The sequence below is a fragment of the Streptomyces sp. NPDC060000 genome (assembly GCF_042737375.1).
In the GTDB taxonomy this organism is placed as follows: domain Bacteria; phylum Actinomycetota; class Actinomycetes; order Streptomycetales; family Streptomycetaceae; genus Streptomyces.
Map to the genome: position 1 here is coordinate 25,782 of NZ_JBHWUU010000022.1, position 16,473 is coordinate 42,254.

Annotated in this window: 19 protein-coding genes and 1 tRNA gene; 14 read left to right on the forward strand and 6 right to left on the reverse strand. The window is 69.1% G+C overall.

The window, feature by feature from the left end; translation table 11 throughout:
• Positions 1-44: 44 nt before the first annotated feature.
• The 5 genes from ACFWBB_RS14180 to ACFWBB_RS14200 all read left to right on the forward strand — a co-directional run bounded on the left by ACFWBB_RS14180 (position 45) and on the right by ACFWBB_RS14200 (position 3,454).
• The gene (locus ACFWBB_RS14180; RefSeq protein ID WP_385270668.1) at positions 45-632 is read left to right on the forward strand and encodes an isochorismatase family protein; all 588 of its coding nucleotides are present in this window, start codon (positions 45-47) and stop codon (positions 630-632) included.
• 136 nt (positions 633-768) lie between these two features.
• Positions 769-1,893: a LacI family DNA-binding transcriptional regulator gene (locus tag ACFWBB_RS14185; protein ID WP_385270850.1), complete on the forward strand. Its 1,125-nt coding sequence runs from the start codon at positions 769-771 to the stop codon at positions 1,891-1,893.
• A gap of 92 nt (positions 1,894-1,985) precedes the next feature.
• A complete protein-coding gene (locus tag ACFWBB_RS14190) occupies positions 1,986-2,081 on the forward strand; it encodes a putative leader peptide (RefSeq protein WP_020132206.1) in 96 nt (31 codons plus the stop codon).
• 127 nt (positions 2,082-2,208) lie between these two features.
• A complete protein-coding gene (locus ACFWBB_RS14195; RefSeq protein WP_385270672.1) occupies positions 2,209-2,487 on the forward strand; it encodes a MoaD/ThiS family protein in 279 nt (92 codons plus the stop codon).
• 16 nt (positions 2,488-2,503) lie between these two features.
• Positions 2,504-3,454: a PLP-dependent cysteine synthase family protein gene (locus ACFWBB_RS14200; protein WP_385270675.1), complete on the forward strand. Its 951-nt coding sequence runs from the start codon at positions 2,504-2,506 to the stop codon at positions 3,452-3,454.
• Between the two features lie 65 nt (positions 3,455-3,519).
• Here the strand turns inward: ACFWBB_RS14200 and ACFWBB_RS14205 are convergent, their stop codons facing one another.
• The gene (locus ACFWBB_RS14205) at positions 3,520-4,002 is read right to left on the reverse strand and encodes a type II toxin-antitoxin system PemK/MazF family toxin (RefSeq protein WP_385270678.1); all 483 of its coding nucleotides are present in this window, start codon (positions 4,000-4,002) and stop codon (positions 3,520-3,522) included.
• Positions 4,003-4,275: 273 nt separating this feature from the next.
• Between ACFWBB_RS14205 and ACFWBB_RS14210 the strand changes: the two genes are divergently transcribed.
• Complete coding sequence (locus ACFWBB_RS14210; protein ID WP_385270681.1) at positions 4,276-5,028, forward strand: MBL fold metallo-hydrolase; 753 nt, start codon at positions 4,276-4,278, stop codon at positions 5,026-5,028.
• An 89-nt stretch (positions 5,029-5,117) separates the two neighbouring features.
• Here the strand turns inward: ACFWBB_RS14210 and ACFWBB_RS14215 are convergent, their stop codons facing one another.
• Together ACFWBB_RS14215 and ACFWBB_RS14220 are read right to left on the reverse strand one after the other, a co-directional pair.
• The gene (locus ACFWBB_RS14215) at positions 5,118-6,368 is read right to left on the reverse strand and encodes a PTS transporter subunit EIIC (RefSeq protein ID WP_385270684.1); all 1,251 of its coding nucleotides are present in this window, start codon (positions 6,366-6,368) and stop codon (positions 5,118-5,120) included.
• Between the two features lie 155 nt (positions 6,369-6,523).
• Positions 6,524-7,822: a PTS transporter subunit EIIC gene (locus tag ACFWBB_RS14220; protein WP_385270853.1), complete on the reverse strand. Its 1,299-nt coding sequence runs from the start codon at positions 7,820-7,822 to the stop codon at positions 6,524-6,526.
• A gap of 110 nt (positions 7,823-7,932) precedes the next feature.
• Between ACFWBB_RS14220 and ACFWBB_RS14225 the strand changes: the two genes are divergently transcribed.
• The 4 genes from ACFWBB_RS14225 (at position 7,933) to rdgB (ending at position 10,264) form a co-directional block, all read left to right on the forward strand.
• Positions 7,933-8,241: a glucose PTS transporter subunit EIIB gene (locus tag ACFWBB_RS14225; protein ID WP_385270687.1), complete on the forward strand. Its 309-nt coding sequence runs from the start codon at positions 7,933-7,935 to the stop codon at positions 8,239-8,241.
• 78 nt (positions 8,242-8,319) lie between these two features.
• Positions 8,320-9,057 (forward strand): ribonuclease PH, encoded by a 738-nt coding sequence (gene rph / locus ACFWBB_RS14230; protein WP_385270690.1) that lies wholly within the window; start codon positions 8,320-8,322, stop codon positions 9,055-9,057.
• A gap of 110 nt (positions 9,058-9,167) precedes the next feature.
• Positions 9,168-9,584, forward strand: coding sequence for a hypothetical protein (locus ACFWBB_RS14235; RefSeq protein ID WP_385270693.1), 417 nt, complete (start codon positions 9,168-9,170; stop codon positions 9,582-9,584).
• Positions 9,585-9,661: 77 nt separating this feature from the next.
• Complete coding sequence (gene rdgB, locus ACFWBB_RS14240; RefSeq protein ID WP_385270696.1) at positions 9,662-10,264, forward strand: RdgB/HAM1 family non-canonical purine NTP pyrophosphatase; 603 nt, start codon at positions 9,662-9,664, stop codon at positions 10,262-10,264.
• 65 nt (positions 10,265-10,329) lie between these two features.
• Here rdgB and ACFWBB_RS14245 read toward each other — a convergent pair.
• Positions 10,330-10,412, reverse strand: a tRNA-Leu gene (locus tag ACFWBB_RS14245).
• 304 nt (positions 10,413-10,716) lie between these two features.
• Complete coding sequence (gene bcp / locus ACFWBB_RS14250) at positions 10,717-11,184, reverse strand: thioredoxin-dependent thiol peroxidase (protein WP_385270699.1); 468 nt, start codon at positions 11,182-11,184, stop codon at positions 10,717-10,719.
• A 94-nt stretch (positions 11,185-11,278) separates the two neighbouring features.
• Here bcp and ACFWBB_RS14255 point away from each other — a divergent pair, with 94 nt between their 5' ends.
• Both ACFWBB_RS14255 and ACFWBB_RS14260 read left to right on the forward strand, forming a co-directional pair.
• Positions 11,279-11,626: a DUF3618 domain-containing protein gene (locus ACFWBB_RS14255; protein ID WP_385270702.1), complete on the forward strand. Its 348-nt coding sequence runs from the start codon at positions 11,279-11,281 to the stop codon at positions 11,624-11,626.
• A 117-nt stretch (positions 11,627-11,743) separates the two neighbouring features.
• Positions 11,744-12,046, forward strand: a complete 303-nt coding sequence (locus ACFWBB_RS14260) for a GroES family chaperonin (RefSeq protein WP_385270856.1) — start codon at positions 11,744-11,746, stop codon at positions 12,044-12,046.
• A gap of 74 nt (positions 12,047-12,120) precedes the next feature.
• On the opposite strand, the gene ACFWBB_RS14265 is transcribed toward ACFWBB_RS14260, so the two are convergent.
• Positions 12,121-14,556, reverse strand: coding sequence for a transglycosylase domain-containing protein (locus ACFWBB_RS14265; RefSeq protein ID WP_385270705.1), 2,436 nt, complete (start codon positions 14,554-14,556; stop codon positions 12,121-12,123).
• Positions 14,557-14,858: 302 nt separating this feature from the next.
• Between ACFWBB_RS14265 and ACFWBB_RS14270 the strand changes: the two genes are divergently transcribed.
• Positions 14,859-15,659 carry an ABC transporter permease gene (locus ACFWBB_RS14270; protein WP_385270708.1) on the forward strand — a complete coding sequence of 267 codons (801 nt, stop codon included), beginning with the start codon at positions 14,859-14,861 and terminating at the stop codon, positions 15,657-15,659.
• On the forward strand, positions 15,652-16,473 hold the full coding sequence (locus ACFWBB_RS14275; protein ID WP_385270711.1) for an ABC transporter permease: 822 nt from the start codon (positions 15,652-15,654) through the stop codon (positions 16,471-16,473). Before ACFWBB_RS14270 ends, ACFWBB_RS14275 begins: the two co-directional genes overlap by 8 nt.

Below are 16,473 nucleotides of genomic sequence, written 5' to 3' on the forward strand. Positions count from 1 at the left end.
TCTCTAGGCTCAATTACTTCACTCTCAGTCGAAGGACACCGACCATGCGCCGCGCCTTGATCGTCGTAGACGTGCAGAACGACTTCTGCGAGGGGGGCAGCCTCGCGGTGGCCGGTGGCGCCGACGTGGCCGCCGCCATCACCGAACTGATCGGACAGGCGCCCGCCGGATACCGGCACGTGGTGGCCACCCGCGACCACCACATCGCGCCCGGCGGCCACTTCGCCGACAACCCCGACTACGTGCACTCCTGGCCCGCGCACTGCGTGGCGGGCACCGAGGGCGTCGGCTTCCACCCCAACTTCGCGCCCGCCGTCGCCTCCGGCGCCATCGACGCCGTCTTCGACAAGGGCGCCTACTCGGCCGCCTACAGCGGCTTCGAGGGCGCCGACGAGAACGGCGCCGGGCTCGGCGACTGGCTGCGCGACCGCCAGATCGACGAGGTGGACGTCGTCGGCATCGCGACCGACCACTGTGTACGGGCCACCGCCCTGGACGCGGCCCGGGCCGGCTTCCGCACCCAGGTCCTGCTCGACCTCACCGCCGGCGTGGCCAAGGAGAGCACCGACCGGGCCCTGGAGGAACTGCGCGCGGCCGGCGTGGAACTGACGGGAAAGCCGGTCGTCGCCTAGAGCCCGTCCCGGCCTCGTCCCGGCCTCGTGCAGGCCTCGTCCGGGGACCCTTCCGCCGGACAGGCCCCCGACCCGCCACCACCCCCGCGCCGGTTACCGTTTCCGCAAGGTGCACGCACAACTCGCCCCCACGGAGATGGTGTTGACGCAACGCTCGCACGTACGGCGGCCCACGCTCGAGGACGTCGCCCGGCAGTCGGGAGTCTCGAAGTCGACCGTGTCCCGCGTGATCAACGGGGAGGCCCGGGTACGGACAGAGGTCGTCGACCGGGTCCGCCACGTGATCTCCGAGCTGGGATACGTCCCCAACCGCGCCGCCCGGCAACTCGTCACCCACCGCACCGGCGCCGTCGCCGTGGTCGCCGCCCAGCCCGAGAACCGGCTCTTCATCGACCCGTTCTTCGACCTCCTCCTGCGCGGCATCCGCCGCGAACTCGCGCTCCACGGCGCGCAGGCCGTCCTGCTGTTCGTGGAGGAACCCGACGACTACGCGCGCGTGGCCGACTACCTCGGCGGCGGCCATGTCGACGGCGCGATCCTCTTCTCCCTGCGCCCCGGCGACCGGCTGGCCGAGATCATCGACCGGCTCGGCGTCCCGGCCGTGTTCGGCGGCCGCCCGCTGCTGCTCGACGGCGACCCCGTGCGTCCCGGCCAGGCCCATGTCGACGGCGACAACCGGGGCGGCGCCCGACTGGCCGTCCAGCACCTGGTCTCCCTCGGGCGACGGCGGATCGCGACCGTCGCCGGGCCCTACGACCAGGAGAACTCCGCCGCGGACCGGCTGGCCGGGTACCGGGACGTACTGCGTCACGCGGCCTCGCCGCACATCGTCGAGCGGGCCGACTACACCCGGCAGGGCGGCGCCGACGCCATGGCCGCGCTGCTCGACCGCCACCCCGACCTCGACGCCGTCTTCGTCGCCTCCGACCTCATGGCGTCCGGTGCCCTCCAGACCCTGCGCGAGCGCGGGCGCCGGGTCCCCGAGGACGTGGCCGTCGTGGGTTTCGACGACCTCACCTCCATCGCCGAGACGACCGACCCGCCGCTCACCACCGTCCACCAGGACGCCGAGGAGATGGGCCGGCTGATGGCCCGCCTGCTGCTCGCGCGGGAAAGCGCGGCGGCCGGCCCGCCGGACGCGTCCCCGCACCTGTCCCCGGACGCCTCCCCGCACCTGTCCCGCGACGCGTCGCCGGACACGTTCCCGGACGCGCCCTCCGTGATCGTCCCGACCCGGCTGGTGCGCCGCGCCTCGGCCTAGCGGAGCGGCGACATCTCACTCACCGGCCCCATTGCGTCCGCCATGTGGGATCACCTTCCAGAAGCCGGACCGGGAATCGATACGATGAGCCCATGGTTCTGAACGACGTGAGCGAGAAGACGCCGGGCGCACTGCTCGTGGCGCGGCTGCACGTCGACCTGTGCAGGCTCGCCAGCGCCATCTGTTGACGCGCTACCCGCCGCCGTACGGCCGTGAGCCGATGGGGGTACCCGCCCGCGCGAGCACAGCCGAGCGTGGGGAGCCTCACCCGCACGAACCCGCGCAGCCCACACCTTCCGACAGGAGCCCTGAGCCATGGCCATCGAGGTCCGCATCCCCACCATCCTCCGCCAGTACACCGACGGTCAGAAGGCGGTGGAGGGCAACGGTGACACCATCGCCCACCTGTTCACCGACCTCGAGACCCGGCACGCGGGAATCCACGCCCGCATCGTGGACGACGGAAAGCTGCGCCGCTTCGTCAACGTCTACCTGAACGACGAGGACGTCCGCTTCGTCGACGGCATCGACACCAAGCTGTCCGACGGCGACACCGTGACCATCCTGCCGGCCGTGGCCGGCGGCATGGCCTGATCGGCCGCCGGACCCCATGCGTTACGACTCCCCGCTGGCCGCGGTGGGCAACACCCCTCTGGTGCGCCTGCCGCGGCTCTCGCCGTCCGCCGACGTCCGTATCTGGGCGAAGCTGGAGGACCGCAACCCCACCGGCTCGGTCAAGGACCGCCCCGCCCTGCACATGGTCGAGCAGGCCGAGAAGGACGGCCGCCTCACCCCCGGCTGCACCATCCTGGAGCCGACGAGCGGCAACACCGGTATCTCCCTCGCCATGGCGGCCAGGCTCAAGGGCTACCGCATGGTCTGCGTGATGCCCGAGAACACCTCGCAGGAACGCCGGGAACTGCTCGCCATGTGGGGCGCCGAGATCATTCCCTCCCCGGCCGCGGGCGGCTCCAACACCGCCGTCCGCGTCGCCAAGGAGCTCGCCGCCGAGCACCCCGACTGGGTGATGCTCTACCAGTACGGCAACCCCGACAACGCGGGCGCCCACTACGCCACCACCGGCCCCGAGATCCTGGCCGACCTCCCGTCCGTCACCCACTTCGTCGCCGGCCTCGGCACGACGGGGACGCTGATGGGCGTCGGCCGTTTCCTGCGCGAGCACAAGCCGGACGTGAAGATCGTCGCCGCCGAGCCGCGCTACGACGACCTGGTCTACGGCCTGCGCAACCTCGACGAGGGCTTCGTGCCCGAGCTGTACGACGCCTCCGTCCTCACCACCCGCTTCTCGGTCGGCTCGGCGGACGCCGTGACCCGCACCCGGGAACTCCTCCAGCAGGAGGGCATCTTCGCGGGCGTCTCCACCGGAGCCGCCCTCCACGCGGCGATCGGCGTCGGGAGGAAGGCGCTGAAGGCGGGGGAGAGCGCCGACATCGTGTTCGTCGTGGCGGACGGCGGCTGGAAGTACCTGTCGACGGGCGTCTACACCGCGGCCACCACGGAGGAAGCGATCGAGACCCTCCAGGGCCAGCTCTGGGCGTAGGACCCGGGACCGCGGGCAGCAACGCCTTCAGACTGCGGGCAGCAACGCCTCAGCACGTCAGCACATCAGGTAGCCAGGTGACGGACCTGGTCCCACAGGACCGGGTCCACCACACCCACCCGGCGCCGGAAGTCCGCCACCGGGACCTGGCGCAGCTCGTCCGTCTCCAGGAAACTCGGCCGCCCCCGCGCGTCCCCGACGGCACCCGGCGGCAGCGGGATCACCCCGGCCCGCTCGTCGTGGTACTTGCTGGTGATCTTCGCGACGGTCACCCGGTCACCGCGCACCGTCAGCACCAGACACGGCCGGTCCTTCACCTCCGGGCCGTCCTCGAACGGCACGTTCGCCCACCAGATCTCCGCGGGCCGGGGATGACCGGCGCGGTCGCGACCCCTGGTCGAGCGGCCCTGCGGACGGCCCGTCGCTCGCCCCGGCGGCCGGGTTCTGCGCCCCCGCGGCCGCCGCCCCCGCCCCCAGCCGTCCACGAGCGTCGCGACCAGCGCGAGCAGTATCACCGCCGCGAGCGCGAGCCACCAGGACGTGTCCATACGACGACGTTACCGGCGCGCGAGGACCACCGCGCGCCCTCTCGCGCACTTCATGTGCCCCGGGTCCAGCCGAACCGGTGACACCACAGGTGAGTTCCCCCACAACGGCCCCTGGCGGAGGAGCGACCCGGGGTTTTGCGCCTTACGCTCGACGCACCGCACGACCCCCGTCGCCCCGTTTAACGATCATTTTTTACGATCATTCGTCCCCTGATCCGTCCCCCGGACCCACCCGGTACTTCTCGGTTTCCCGCCAGCGGAGGTTTCTGCTTTATGAAGCTCACCGTCGTCGGCTGCTCGGGGTCGTTCCCGTCCGCGGAATCGGCCTGCTCGAGCTACCTCGTAGAGGCCGACGGCTTCCTGCTGCTTCTCGACATGGGCAACGGCGCCCTGGGCGAGCTGCAGCGCCACTGCGGTCTCTACGACCTCGACGCGATCTTCCTGAGCCATCTGCACGCCGACCACTGCATCGACATGTGCGCCTACTTCGTCGCGCGCTACTACCGGCACGACGGCGGCCGCTGCGACCCCATCCCGGTCTACGGCCCGGAGGGCACGGAGCACCGCCTGACCACGGCCTACGCCGACACCCCGTCGGCCTCCTCCATGAGCGAGGTCTTCGACTTCCACACGGTCAAGCCGTCCACCTTCGACATCGGCCCCTTCACCGTGCACACGGAACGCGTGGCGCACCCGGTGGAGGCGTACGGCATCCGCGTCGAACACGGCGGCAGCTCGCTGACCTACTCCGGTGACACCGGCATCAGCCCCGCGCTGGAGCAACTCGCCCGTGACACCGACCTGTTCCTGTGCGAGGCCGCCTTCACGCACGGCAAGGAGAACATCCCCGACCTGCACCTCAACGGCCGCGAAGCCGGAGGGACGGCGAGCAGGGCGGGCGCGAAAAAGCTCGTGCTGACCCACATCCCGCCGTGGACGGACCCGCAGGTCAACCTGGCGGACGCCCGCGCGGTGTACGACGGCCCGGTGGAACTGGCCGCGCCGCGGATGACGTACGAGATCTAGCCACGGACTCCCGGCCGTACGAGGTTCAGGCGTACGGCACAGGAAAGGCCCCCGGTTTTCCCGGGGGCCTTTCCTGTGCGAGCGGCGTCCTACGCCTTCGTGAGGTCCTCGACCTCCTCCTCGGGCTCACGGCCCGGGGTGGGGAGGTTGAATTTGGTGATCGCGAAGCGGAAGACGAAGTAGTACACGGCCCCGAACACCAGGCCGATCGGGATGATCAACCAGGGCTTGGTCGCCAGGTTCCAGTTCAGCGCGTAGTCGATGAAGCCCGCGGAGAAGGTGAAGCCCGCGTGGACACCGAGGGCCCAGGTGATCGCCATGGACAGAGCCGTCAGCACCGCGTGGATCGCGTACAGCAGCGGCGCGATGAACATGAACGAGAACTCGATGGGCTCGGTGACACCGGTGACGAAGGAGGTCAGCGCGAGCGAGATCATCATGCCCAGCACGGCCTTGCGGCGCTCGGGGCGGGCGGTGTGCGCGATGGCCAGGGCGGCGGCCGGGAGACCGAACATCATGATCGGGAAGAAGCCGGACATGAACTGACCGGCGGTCGGGTCACCGGCGAAGAAGCGGGTGAGGTCGCCGTGCACGACGGCACCGCCGGCGTCCTTGAAGTCGCCGATCTGGAACCAGGCGACGGAGTTCACGAACTGGTGCATGCCGACCGGGATCAGCGCGCGGTTGATCAGACCGAACAGAGCCGCGCCGAACGCGCCCAGACCCGTCATCCACTCGCCGAAGTCCGAGATGACCTCACCGATCGGCTCCCAGACCAGGCCGAAGAAGACACCGATGAGCGTGCCGACGAACGCCATGATGATCGGCACCAGACGGCGGCCGTTGAAGAAGCCGAGCCAGTCCACGAGCCTCGTGCGGTGGAACCGCTGCCAGATCACCGCGCTGAGCAGACCCATCACGATGCCGCCGAGGACACCGGGGTTGTTGTAGGTCGCGGCTATGTCCGCACCCGCCTGGACCTTGGCCTCGGCTACCGGGAACGCCTTCAGGACGTTGCTGTAGACCAGGAAGCCGACCAGCGCGGCCAGGGCGGTGGAGCCGTCCGACTTCTTGGCGAAGCCGATCGCGACACCGATACAGAAGAGCATCGGCAGGTTGTCGAAGATGGCGCCACCGGCCGTGGCGAAGACCGCCGTGACCTTGTCCGGCAGATGCAGCTTCTCCTGGACGTCCGACTGTCCCAGCCGGAGCAGCAGACCCGCCGCCGGCAGCACGGCGATCGGGAGCTGAAGGCTGCGGCCGACCTTCTGCAGACCCTGCAGCAGACCGGCTCCCCTTTTCTTCTCGGGGGCCGCCGGGGGCGCGGTGGCGGTGCTCATAGACTTCCTCCATCGGGTGGTGGTCTACACCACTCAGTGGTGTAGACCATGTTTTAGCACGATGAAGGTGGCGTAAGGAACCCACGATTCCCGTAATCGTGGTATTACGCTCCGCTACGCCCGGCCGAGCCCCGACCGGGCCCGACTGCGCCCGACTACGCCTTCGTCACGTCCTCCCGCTCCTCCTCCGGCTCCCGCCCGGGAGTCTTCAGATCGAACCTCGTGATCGCGAAACGGAAGATCGCGTAATAGACGACGGCGAAACACAGACCGATCGGGATCATCGCCCACGGCCGCGTCGCCAGATTCCAGTTGATGACGTAGTCGATGAGCCCCGCCGAGAAACTGAAACCGTCGTGCACCCCCAGCCCCCACGTCACCGCCATCGACGCCCCCGTCAGCACCGCGTGCACCACGTACAGCAGCGGCGCCACGAACAGGAACGAGTACTCGATCGGCTCGGTGATCCCCGTGACGAACGACGTCAGCGCCACCGACAGCATCAGACCGCCCACCTCCTTGCGGCGCGACGGCCTCGCACAGTGCGTGATCGCCAGCGCCGCCGCGGGCAGCGCGAACATCATGATCGGGAAGAACCCGGACGTGAACTGACCCGCGTGCGGATCGCCCGCCAGGAACATGTTGATGTCACCGTGCACCACCGTGCCGTCCGGCTTCGTGAAACTCCCGAACTGGAACCAGATGGGCACGTTCAGGAACTGGTGCAGACCGATCACCAGCAACGCCCGGTTCGCGACACCGAAGATCCCCGCACCCCACGCGTCCAGCCCGTCCAGCCAGTCGCTGAAGCTCTCCAGAGCGTCACCGATCGGCGGCCACACCCACAGGCACAACGCCGCGAACGCGATCGCGACGAACGCCATGATGATCGGCACCAGCCGCCGCCCGTTGAAGAACCCCAGCCAGTCCACCAGCTTCGTCCGGTGATACCGCTGCCAGAAGAACGCCGTGAGCAACCCGATGACGATCCCGCCGAACACCCCCGGATTCTGGTACGCGAACGCCCCCACCGTGTTGTCCGTCGCCTGACACCCGATGTTCGGGATCACCTTCGAACCCGGCCCGCAGTCCTCCGGGAACTGCCGCAACACGTTGTAGTAGACGAGGAATCCAGCCACCGCCGCCAGTGCCGTCGAACCGTCCGACTTCTTCGCCATGCCGATGGCCACGCCGATACAGAACAGCAGCGGCAGCCCGAGGGAACCGTCGAGCAGCGCCGCGCCCGCACCCGCCATCACCTTCGCCACGTTCGTCCAGCCGAGCCCGTCGTCCCCGAACACATCAGGCTGGCCCAGCCTGTTGAGGATGCCCGCGGCCGGCAGCACCGCGATCGGCAGCTGAAGACTGCGCCCCATCTTCTGCAGACCCTGGAACGCGCTGTGCCAGCGCCGGCGTGCCGGGCTGATCTCGGTCTCGGCGCTCTCGGCACTCATCGTTTGGCGACCGCCTGTCAGGTGGTGTAGACCAGCTACGGACGATTGGGCTGCTGCGACGTCATCACTGACGTCATCCTTCGGCACACCCAGCACAATCGCTCGCGAAGTTGGGCCAACTGTGGGTTACTGCGACAAAGCGGTTCACATCGCAGGTCGCAACAGGGAATTCAGGGAGACGGAACATGGCCACCAAGGCTGAGAAGATCGTCGCCGGACTCGGCGGCCTCGACAACATCGAAGAGATCGAAGGCTGCATCACCCGGCTGCGCACCGAGGTCAACGACCCCTCGCTCGTCGACGAAGCCGCCCTGAAGGCCGCCGGCGCCCACGGAGTCGTCAAGATGGGCACCGCCATCCAGGTCGTCATCGGCACCGACGCCGACCCCATCGCCGCGGAGATCGAAGACATGATGTAACTCCCCGCGCTCACTCTTCAGGGGCTCCTCCCACCCGTGGGAGGAGCCCCTTCCGCGGCTACGGCTAGGCTCAGCGCCATGTCTCGAATCGACGGCCGCACCCCCGAACAACTCCGCCCGGTCACCATCGAACGCGGCTGGAGCAAGCACGCCGAGGGCTCCGTCCTCGTCTCCTTCGGCGACACGAAGGTCTTCTGCACCGCCTCCGTCACCGAAGGCGTCCCCCGCTGGCGCAAAGGCACCGGCGAAGGCTGGGTCACCGCCGAGTACTCCATGCTCCCCCGCGCCACCAACACCCGCGGCGACCGCGAATCCGTCCGCGGCAAGATCGGCGGCCGCACCCACGAGATCTCCCGCCTGATCGGCCGCTCCCTGCGCGCCGTGATCGACTACAAGGCGCTAGGCGAGAACACCATCGTCCTCGACTGCGACGTCCTCCAGGCCGACGGCGGCACACGTACGGCCGCCATCACCGGCGCGTACGTCGCTCTGGCGGACGCCATCTCGTGGGCCCAGGGCCGCAAACTCGTCAAGGCAGGCCGCCAGCCGCTCACCGGCACGGTCAGCGCGGTCTCGGTCGGCATCGTGGGAGGGGTGCCCCTGCTGGACCTCCGCTACGAGGAAGACGTCCGCGCCGAGACCGACATGAACGTCGTCTGCACCGGCGACGGCCGCTTCGTCGAGGTCCAAGGCACCGCCGAAGCCGAGCCGTTCGCCCGCGACGAGCTCAACTCCCTTCTGGACCTTGCCGTTCTGGGCTGCACGGAACTGACTGTGCTCCAGCGCGCGGCACTTGATACGGTCCTCGAAAAGTAAAGGGAACACCAAGGGTGGCGGCGGGCGGAAGCAACCGGCCCGCCCGCCGAGGCGTCTTGGCCAGTACACCAACGGGGGCCTCCTGGGCCTGACAAGGGGAGGAACCACCTATGTCCACGGCCGAGAGCCGACGCCCGCACCGGCGTCGCCGTACCGTCATCGCCGCCGCCACCGCGGCCGTCGCCCTCACCCTGGGACTGACGGCGACCGGCTGCGACGCGGTCAACAAGGCCCTGGACTGCGTCCAGACCGCCGACTCCATCGCCGACAGCGTCACCGACCTCCAGCAGGCCGTGGAGAACGCCGCGAACGACCCCACCCAGACACAGCAGTCGCTGACCTCCATCGAGAACAACCTCGACAAGATAGGCGACAAGACGGACAACGCCGACGTCAACAAGGCCGTCGACGACCTTCGGGCAGCCGTCACCAACGTCCGCACGGCCGTCGAGAACGGCGACAACACCCCCGACCTCAGCCCCGTCACGGACGCGGCAGGCGAACTGACGAAGGTCTGCACGCCGTAGGGACGGGCGGCGGGACCGACGACGGCGGAACCGGGGACGCCGGAACCGGAGGCGGCGGGACTGGGGATACTGGGCGCATGACCCGCCTGATCCTCGCCACCCGCAACGCCGGAAAGATCACCGAACTGAGGTCGATCCTCGCCGACGCAGGCCTGCCCCACGACCTCGTCGGCGCGGACGCCTACCCCGACATCCCCGACGTCAGGGAAACCGGCGTCACCTTCGCCGAGAACGCCCTGCTCAAGGCCCACGCACTCGCCCGGGCGACCGGCCACCCGGCCGTCGCCGACGACTCGGGCCTCTGCGTGGACGTGCTGAACGGCGCTCCCGGCATCTTCTCGGCCCGCTGGTCCGGCAAACACGGCGACGACCAGGCCAACCTGGACCTGCTCCTGGCCCAGCTGTCCGACATCGCCGACGAACACCGAGGCGCCTACTTCGCCTGCGCGGCGGCCCTGGCCCTCCCGGACGGCACGGAACGCGTCGTCGAGGGCCGGCTGCCCGGCACCCTCCGCCACACCCCGACCGGAACGAACGGCTTCGGCTACGATCCGATCCTCCAGCCGGAGGGCGAGACCCGCACGTGCGCGGAACTGACCCCGGCGGAAAAGAACGCGATCAGCCACCGGGGCAAGGCGTTCCGGGGTCTGGTACCGGTGGTGCGGGAGTTGTTGGGCTGAGGACTACCCACCAGCAAGGTCCGGATTGCGGAAGTCGCACGCCGGACCTTGCCAGTGAAGGCAAGTGCGGCCTGAGGGATTCGAACCCTCACGGGATTTCTCCCATCGCGCCCTAAACGCGAGGCGTCTGCCGTTCCGCCAAGGCCGCTGGCCGCCCGTCGTCGAGCGACGGGTGCCTGCAAGTGTAAGGGGATCCGCAGCTGTCAGGCGAGCGGCGTTCTCTCTTTCTGGCGACACCAGGTCTCCGTCAGCGCATGGCAATTGGGGCACAGGCAGCGCAGGTTCTCTTCGCGATCGTGGCTGCGCTCCGCACGTTCATGCCCCCTCCGTCACCGACCACCCGTTCGTGGTGTCGTACGGAGTAACGAACCGTTTATCGGACAGCCGCCCGAAACGTGAAGCGGCCCGTGCCGGGGTTCCGACGCGGGCCGCTTGCCGGCGGGGAGGGGACCTCAGATGCCCAGGTCCTTGATGATTTTCGCTACGTGACCGGTGGCCCGGACGTTGTACAGGGCTCGTTCGACCTTGCCGGCCTCGTCGACCACGATCGTGGAGCGGATGACGCCCATGTACGTCTTGCCGTAGTTCTTCTTCTCGCCGTACGCGGCGTAGGCCTCGGTGACGGTCTTCTCGGGGTCCGCCAGGAGGGTGACCTTCAGGGACTCCTTGTCGCGGAACCTGCCCAGCTTCTCGGGGCTGTCGGGGGAGATGCCGATGACGTCGTAACCCGCGCCGGTCAGCAGTTCCAGGTTGTCCGTGAAGTCACAGGCCTGCTTCGTGCAGCCGGGGGTAAGCGCGGCCGGGTAGAAGTAGACGATGACCTTGCGGCCCTTGTGGTCCGACAGGGACACCTGGTTGCCGTCGGCGTCGGAGAGGGTGAAGGCGGGGGCCACGTCCCCGGGCTGGAGTCGCTCGCTCATCGGACCAGCGTAACCGGGGGTCCTGACAGTGCGGCGGCGGGCAGAGCTGACAGACTGTCCAGAACAAGACACAGCTGACTTCGGAGGCCTTACCGTGGCGGAGACGTCGGACACCAGAACCCCGGCGCAGATCGAGGCGGACATCCGGGCCCGCCGCGAGGTGCTGGCGGAGACGCTGGACGAGATCGGGGTGCGGGTGCACCCGAAGACCATCGTCGGGGACGCCAAGGCCAAGGTCGTGGCGAACGTCGATCACACGCTCGGGAAGGCCTACGTCCAGGTCAACCGCGCCGTGAGCGAGGTGCGGGCGCAGTTCGTGGACGAGGAGGGCGCGCCCCGGCTGGAGCGGGTCGTGCCGGTGGCGCTGGTCGTCGTCGGCGTCGTGGGGCTGCTGGCGTTCGGCGGGCGCGGCAGGCGTGGCGGACGGCGTCGCAAGCGCTGATCCCCTGGTCCCTCCGGGGCCCACTCGCGTACGGATTCGCTTCGGGCAGGTAGGTTCACTGGTGTGAGCGCCAAGAGAGACGACCTGAGTACCCCGCACGACAAGCTGCCCATCCGGATGCTGCACGACCGTGTGCTCGTGCGGCAGGAGGCCGGCGAGGGTGAGCGGCGTTCGGGTGGCGGCATTCTGATTCCCGCCACCGCGGCCGTCGGCCGTCGGCTGGCGTGGGCGGCGGTCGTCGCGGTGGGGCAGAACGTGCGGACCGTGGAGCCGGGGGACCGGGTGCTGTACGACCCGGAGGACCGTGCGGAGGTCGAGGTGCGGGGGGTCGCGTATGTGCTGATGCGGGAGCGCGATCTGCACGCGGTGGCGGCCGACCGGTTCGAGGGGTCGGAGGACTCGACCGGCCTGTACCTCTGATTTAGCCGGCAAGAAGGGCTGGTGACCATCGTCACCAGCCCTTTTGTCGTTTCTTTTCCATGTTTGGAAGTACGTCAGTCCCACCCGGTGGCCGTGAGCTGGGGGCCGACCGTGCCCGACGTGTTGCCGGGGTCTCCGGTCGCGCCGTCGGTGGTGCCGGTCGAGGTGTTGCCGTCGGTGGTGCCCGAGCTGGTGCCCGAGGTCGTTCCGTTGGTCGCGGTCCCGCCGTCGGTGGTGCCGGCCGACGTGCCGCCGGTGTTCGTGGTGCCGCCGGTGGTGGTGCCGGAGGTGGTGTTCCCGGTCGTGCCGCCGGTGGTCGTGGTGCCGCCGCCGGTCTGTCCCTGGGTCTGGCCCTGCGTCCGGCCCTTGGTGGTGTCGCCGCTCGGCGTGCTGCCGCCGGTCTCGTGGTCGCTGGGCTCGTCCGAGGAGGGCGGGGCCGAGGGGTAGGCGGACTGCTCGCCGCCGTCCTGGATCTGGAGGTTGAAGTCCGAGTCGGGGGTGCCCTTCAGGGCGTTCTTGGTGAACTGGGCCCAGATCTCGGTGGGTGCGCCGCCGCCGTTGATGCGGGGGAGGCCCATCGCGCCCCTGAGGGACTTGTGGTCGGCGGTCTTCGGGTCCTGGCCCATGACCGCGACCACGGTGGCGAGGTCGGGGGTGTAGCCGGCGAACCAGGCCGCGGTGTCCTCCTCGGCGGTGCCGGTCTTGCCGGCGGCGGACCGGCCGGCGGCCTGGGCCGCGGTGGCGGTGCCGTTCTGGACGACGCTGCGCAGGATCGAGGTGGTGGTGTCGGCGGCTTCGCGGCTGACGACCTGGGAGGACTTCTGCGCGGGCAGGTCCATCACGTCGGTGCCGTTCTTGGTGACCTTGGCGATCAGGGTGTAGACGCCGTGCTTGCCGTGGTTGGCGAGGGTGGCGTAGGCCTGCGCCATGTCCAGGACGCTGGCGTTGGCCGTGCCGAGGGCGATGGAGGGGTAGGGCTGGAGGTCGGGGGTGTCGGTGGGCAGGCCGAGGCTGATCGCGGTCTGCTTGACCTTCGCGGGGCCGACGTCGACGGCCATCTGCGCGTACACCGAGTTGACCGACTTGTCGGTGGCGGTGCGTACGTCGATGTTGCCGTAGTTGACGTAGTCCTCGTTCTCGGGGGCGTAGGTGCCGCCGCTCCAGCCCTGGATGGGGCGCTTGTTGGTGCCGTCGTAGATCGTGTTGGGGGTGATCTGGCGGCGGTCCTGGGTCTCGGAGTCGTTCTGGACGGCCGAGGTGAAGACGAACGGCTTGAAGGTGGAGCCGACCTGGAAGTCCTGGCGGGTGGCGTTGTTGGTGTACTGCTTGACGTAGTCGATGCCGCCGTACAGGGCGAGGATCTTGCCGGTCTTGGGTTCGACGGCGGCGCCGCCCGCGCGGACGTAGGTGTCGACCTTGCGGTTCTTCTTGTCGAGCTTCTTCATCAGCTTGTCGTTGACGGCGTCGACGAAGGCGTTCTGCTTGCTCTTGTCGATGGTGGTGGTGACGCGGTAGCCGCCGGCGTCGAGTTCGTCCTGGGTGACGATCTTGTTGTCGCGCAGGTAGTCCTTGATCGCGTTGACGAGGTAGCCGCGCTGTCCGGACATGCCGTTGTCGGCGCCGGAGGTCTCCTGGGGCGTGGGGAACTTCATGCCGGTGCGCTTGGCCTCGCTGAGCCAGCCCTTGGTGACCATGCCGTCGAGGACGTAGTTCCAGCGGGCCTCGGCGGCCTTGCGGTTCTCGGGGTGGGCGATGACGTCGTACTCGCTGGGCGCGTTGACCAGGGCGGCGAGGTAGGCGCCCTGGGCGGGGGTGAGTTTGGCGGCTTCGACGCCGTAGTAGGCCTTGGCGGCGGCCTGCATGCCGTAGGCGTTGCGGCCGAAGTAGCTGGTGTTGAGGTAGCCCTCGAGGATGTCGTCCTTGGAGGTCTCGCGGTCCAGCTTGATCGAGATGAAGAACTCCTTCACCTTGCGGGTGACGGTCTGTGTCTGCGCGAGGTAGTAGTTCTTCACGTACTGCTGGGTGATCGTGGAGCCGGACTGCTTGCCCTTGCCGAGGGCGGTGTTCCAGCCGGCCCGGAGCATCGCCTTGGGGTCGATGGCGGACTCGGTGTAGAAGTCGCGGTCCTCGGCGGCGAGGACGGCGTGCTGGGCGTCCTTGGAGATCTGGGAGAGGTCGACGTTCTCGCGGTTGACGGTGCCGTCGCGGGCGATCTCGGTGCCGTCGGCGTAGAGGTAGACGTTGGACTGCTTGGTGGCGAGCGCGTTGGCCGGCGGGATCTCGACCATCGAGTAGCCGAGGAAGAACAGGCCGACGAGCACCAGGACGCCGACGAAGAAGGTGCCGAGCACCATGCGCCAGGTGGGCAGGAGCCGGCGCAGGCCGGTGCGCTTGGGTCGTTTCACCTTCTTGCTCTCCTTGCCTTCGCTGCCACTTTCTCCGTCACCCGCCTGGGGTGGTCCGGGTGCCGTGCCCCCGGTCGGCTGGTGCGGCTGCGGCTCGTCACTCATGTGTTGCAGGACTCCTGATTCGCGTCGTACGTTCCCGTACGCCTTTAACGCCTCTTACGTCTTTTACGCCTCGTACCCGTTCTGCGCCCCCTGCTGAAGACTCTCGCACCGTGCGTTCCGTTCCCGGCAATCGGCGCGCGTTCCGTCACACCGCGCGCGGTCGTGCCGTCGTGCGGGCTCGGTGTTCCGCTGTCGTGCCGGGAAAAGGCGTGGCACGCGATCGGGGCGGCGCACTAGGCTCCTGCGCTTCGGTGTCGAGAAGGGGCACCAGGGGTGACTATCGGGCGAGGAGGACGGTTGCCTTGGGATCGGCGCGGCTGTACGCGACCGTCGCGGCGGGGGGTTTCAGAAGGTACGCGACCTATCGGGTGGCCACGGCCGCGGGGGTGTTCACCAACACCGTTTTCGGCCTGATCCTCGTCTACGCATATCTGGCGTTGTGGGACGAGCGGCCGCACCTGGGGGGCTATGACCAGGCGCAGGCGGTCACCTATGTGTGGCTGGGGCAGGCGCTGTTCGCGACGCTCGCGATCCAGGGCGGCGGTTTCGAGACCGAGCTCATGGAGCGGATCCGCACGGGTGAGGTGGCGGTGGATCTGTACCGGCCGGCGGATCTGCAGCTGTGGTGGCTGGCGAGCGACATGGGGCGGGCGTTGTTCCAGTTGCTGGGGCGGGGGGTGATCCCTTTCGCCTTCGGGGCGTTGTTCTTTCCGACGGCGCTGCCGGACGATCCGGTGACCTGGCTGGCCCTGCTGGTCGCGATCGTGCTGGCGATGGTGGTCAGTTACGGGATCCGGTTCCTGGTGGCGTTGAGCGGGTTCTGGCTGCTGGACGGTACGGGGGCGCTCCAGGTGCTGATGGTCACCGGGATGTTCTTCTCGGGGATGGCGCTGCCGCTCAACGCGTTTCCCCGGCCGCTCGGTGACTTCGTGACGCTGCTGCCGTGGTCGGCGTTGTTGCAGATGCCCGCCGACGTGCTGATGGGGCGGATCGATCCGTGGTCCGCGTTCGCCTTCCAGGCGGGGTGGGCGGTGGTGCTGCTGGCGGTGGGCCGGTGGGCGCAGGGGGCGGCGACGCGGCGGGTGGTGGTGCAGGGTGGGTGAGCGAGGCCGGCTGGTGGAGGGGTTGCGGGCGTATCGGCTGATCGCCGGGATGTGGATCCGTTCGACGCTGGCGTACCGGGTGTCGTTCGTGCTGACGGTGGTCGGCGGCCTGTTGGTGACGGGGCTGGACTTTGTCGCGATCTTGCTGATGTTCTCGCAGGTCGATGTGCTCGGCGGCTACTCGTTGCCGGAGGTCGCCTTTCTGTACGGGTTGTCGGCGATGTCGTTCGGGGTCGCGGATCTGGCGATCGGCTCGGCGGGCCGGCTGGGCACGCGGGTGCGGGACGGCACGCTGGACACGTTGCTGGTGCGGCCGGCGCCGGTGCTGGCGCAGGTCGCCGCGGACCGGTTCGCGCTGCGCCGGGTGGCGCGGATCACGCAGGGCGCGCTGGTGCTGGGCTATGCGTGTGCCGAGATGGATGTCGCGTGGACACCGGTGAAACTGCTGCTGGTGCCGGTGATGATCGTCAGTGGCGGGGTGATCTTCTCGGCGGTGTTCGTGGCGGGCGCGGCGTTCCAGTTCGTGGCGCAGGACGCGTCGGAGGTGCAGGCGGCGTTCACGTACGGCGGCCAGACGCTGTTGCAGTATCCGCCGACCGTGTTCGGCCGGGAGCTGGTGCGCGGGGTGACGTTCGTGCTGCCGTTGGCGTTCGTCAACTGGGTGCCGGCGGCGTATGTGTTGGGGCGGCCGTATCCGCTGGGGCTGCCGGAGTGGGCGGCGTTCGCTTCGCCGCTGGTCGCGGTGGGGTGCTGTGCGGCGGCGGGGCTGGCGTGGCGGGCGGGGCTGCGGACGTATCGAAGTACGGGGAGTTGA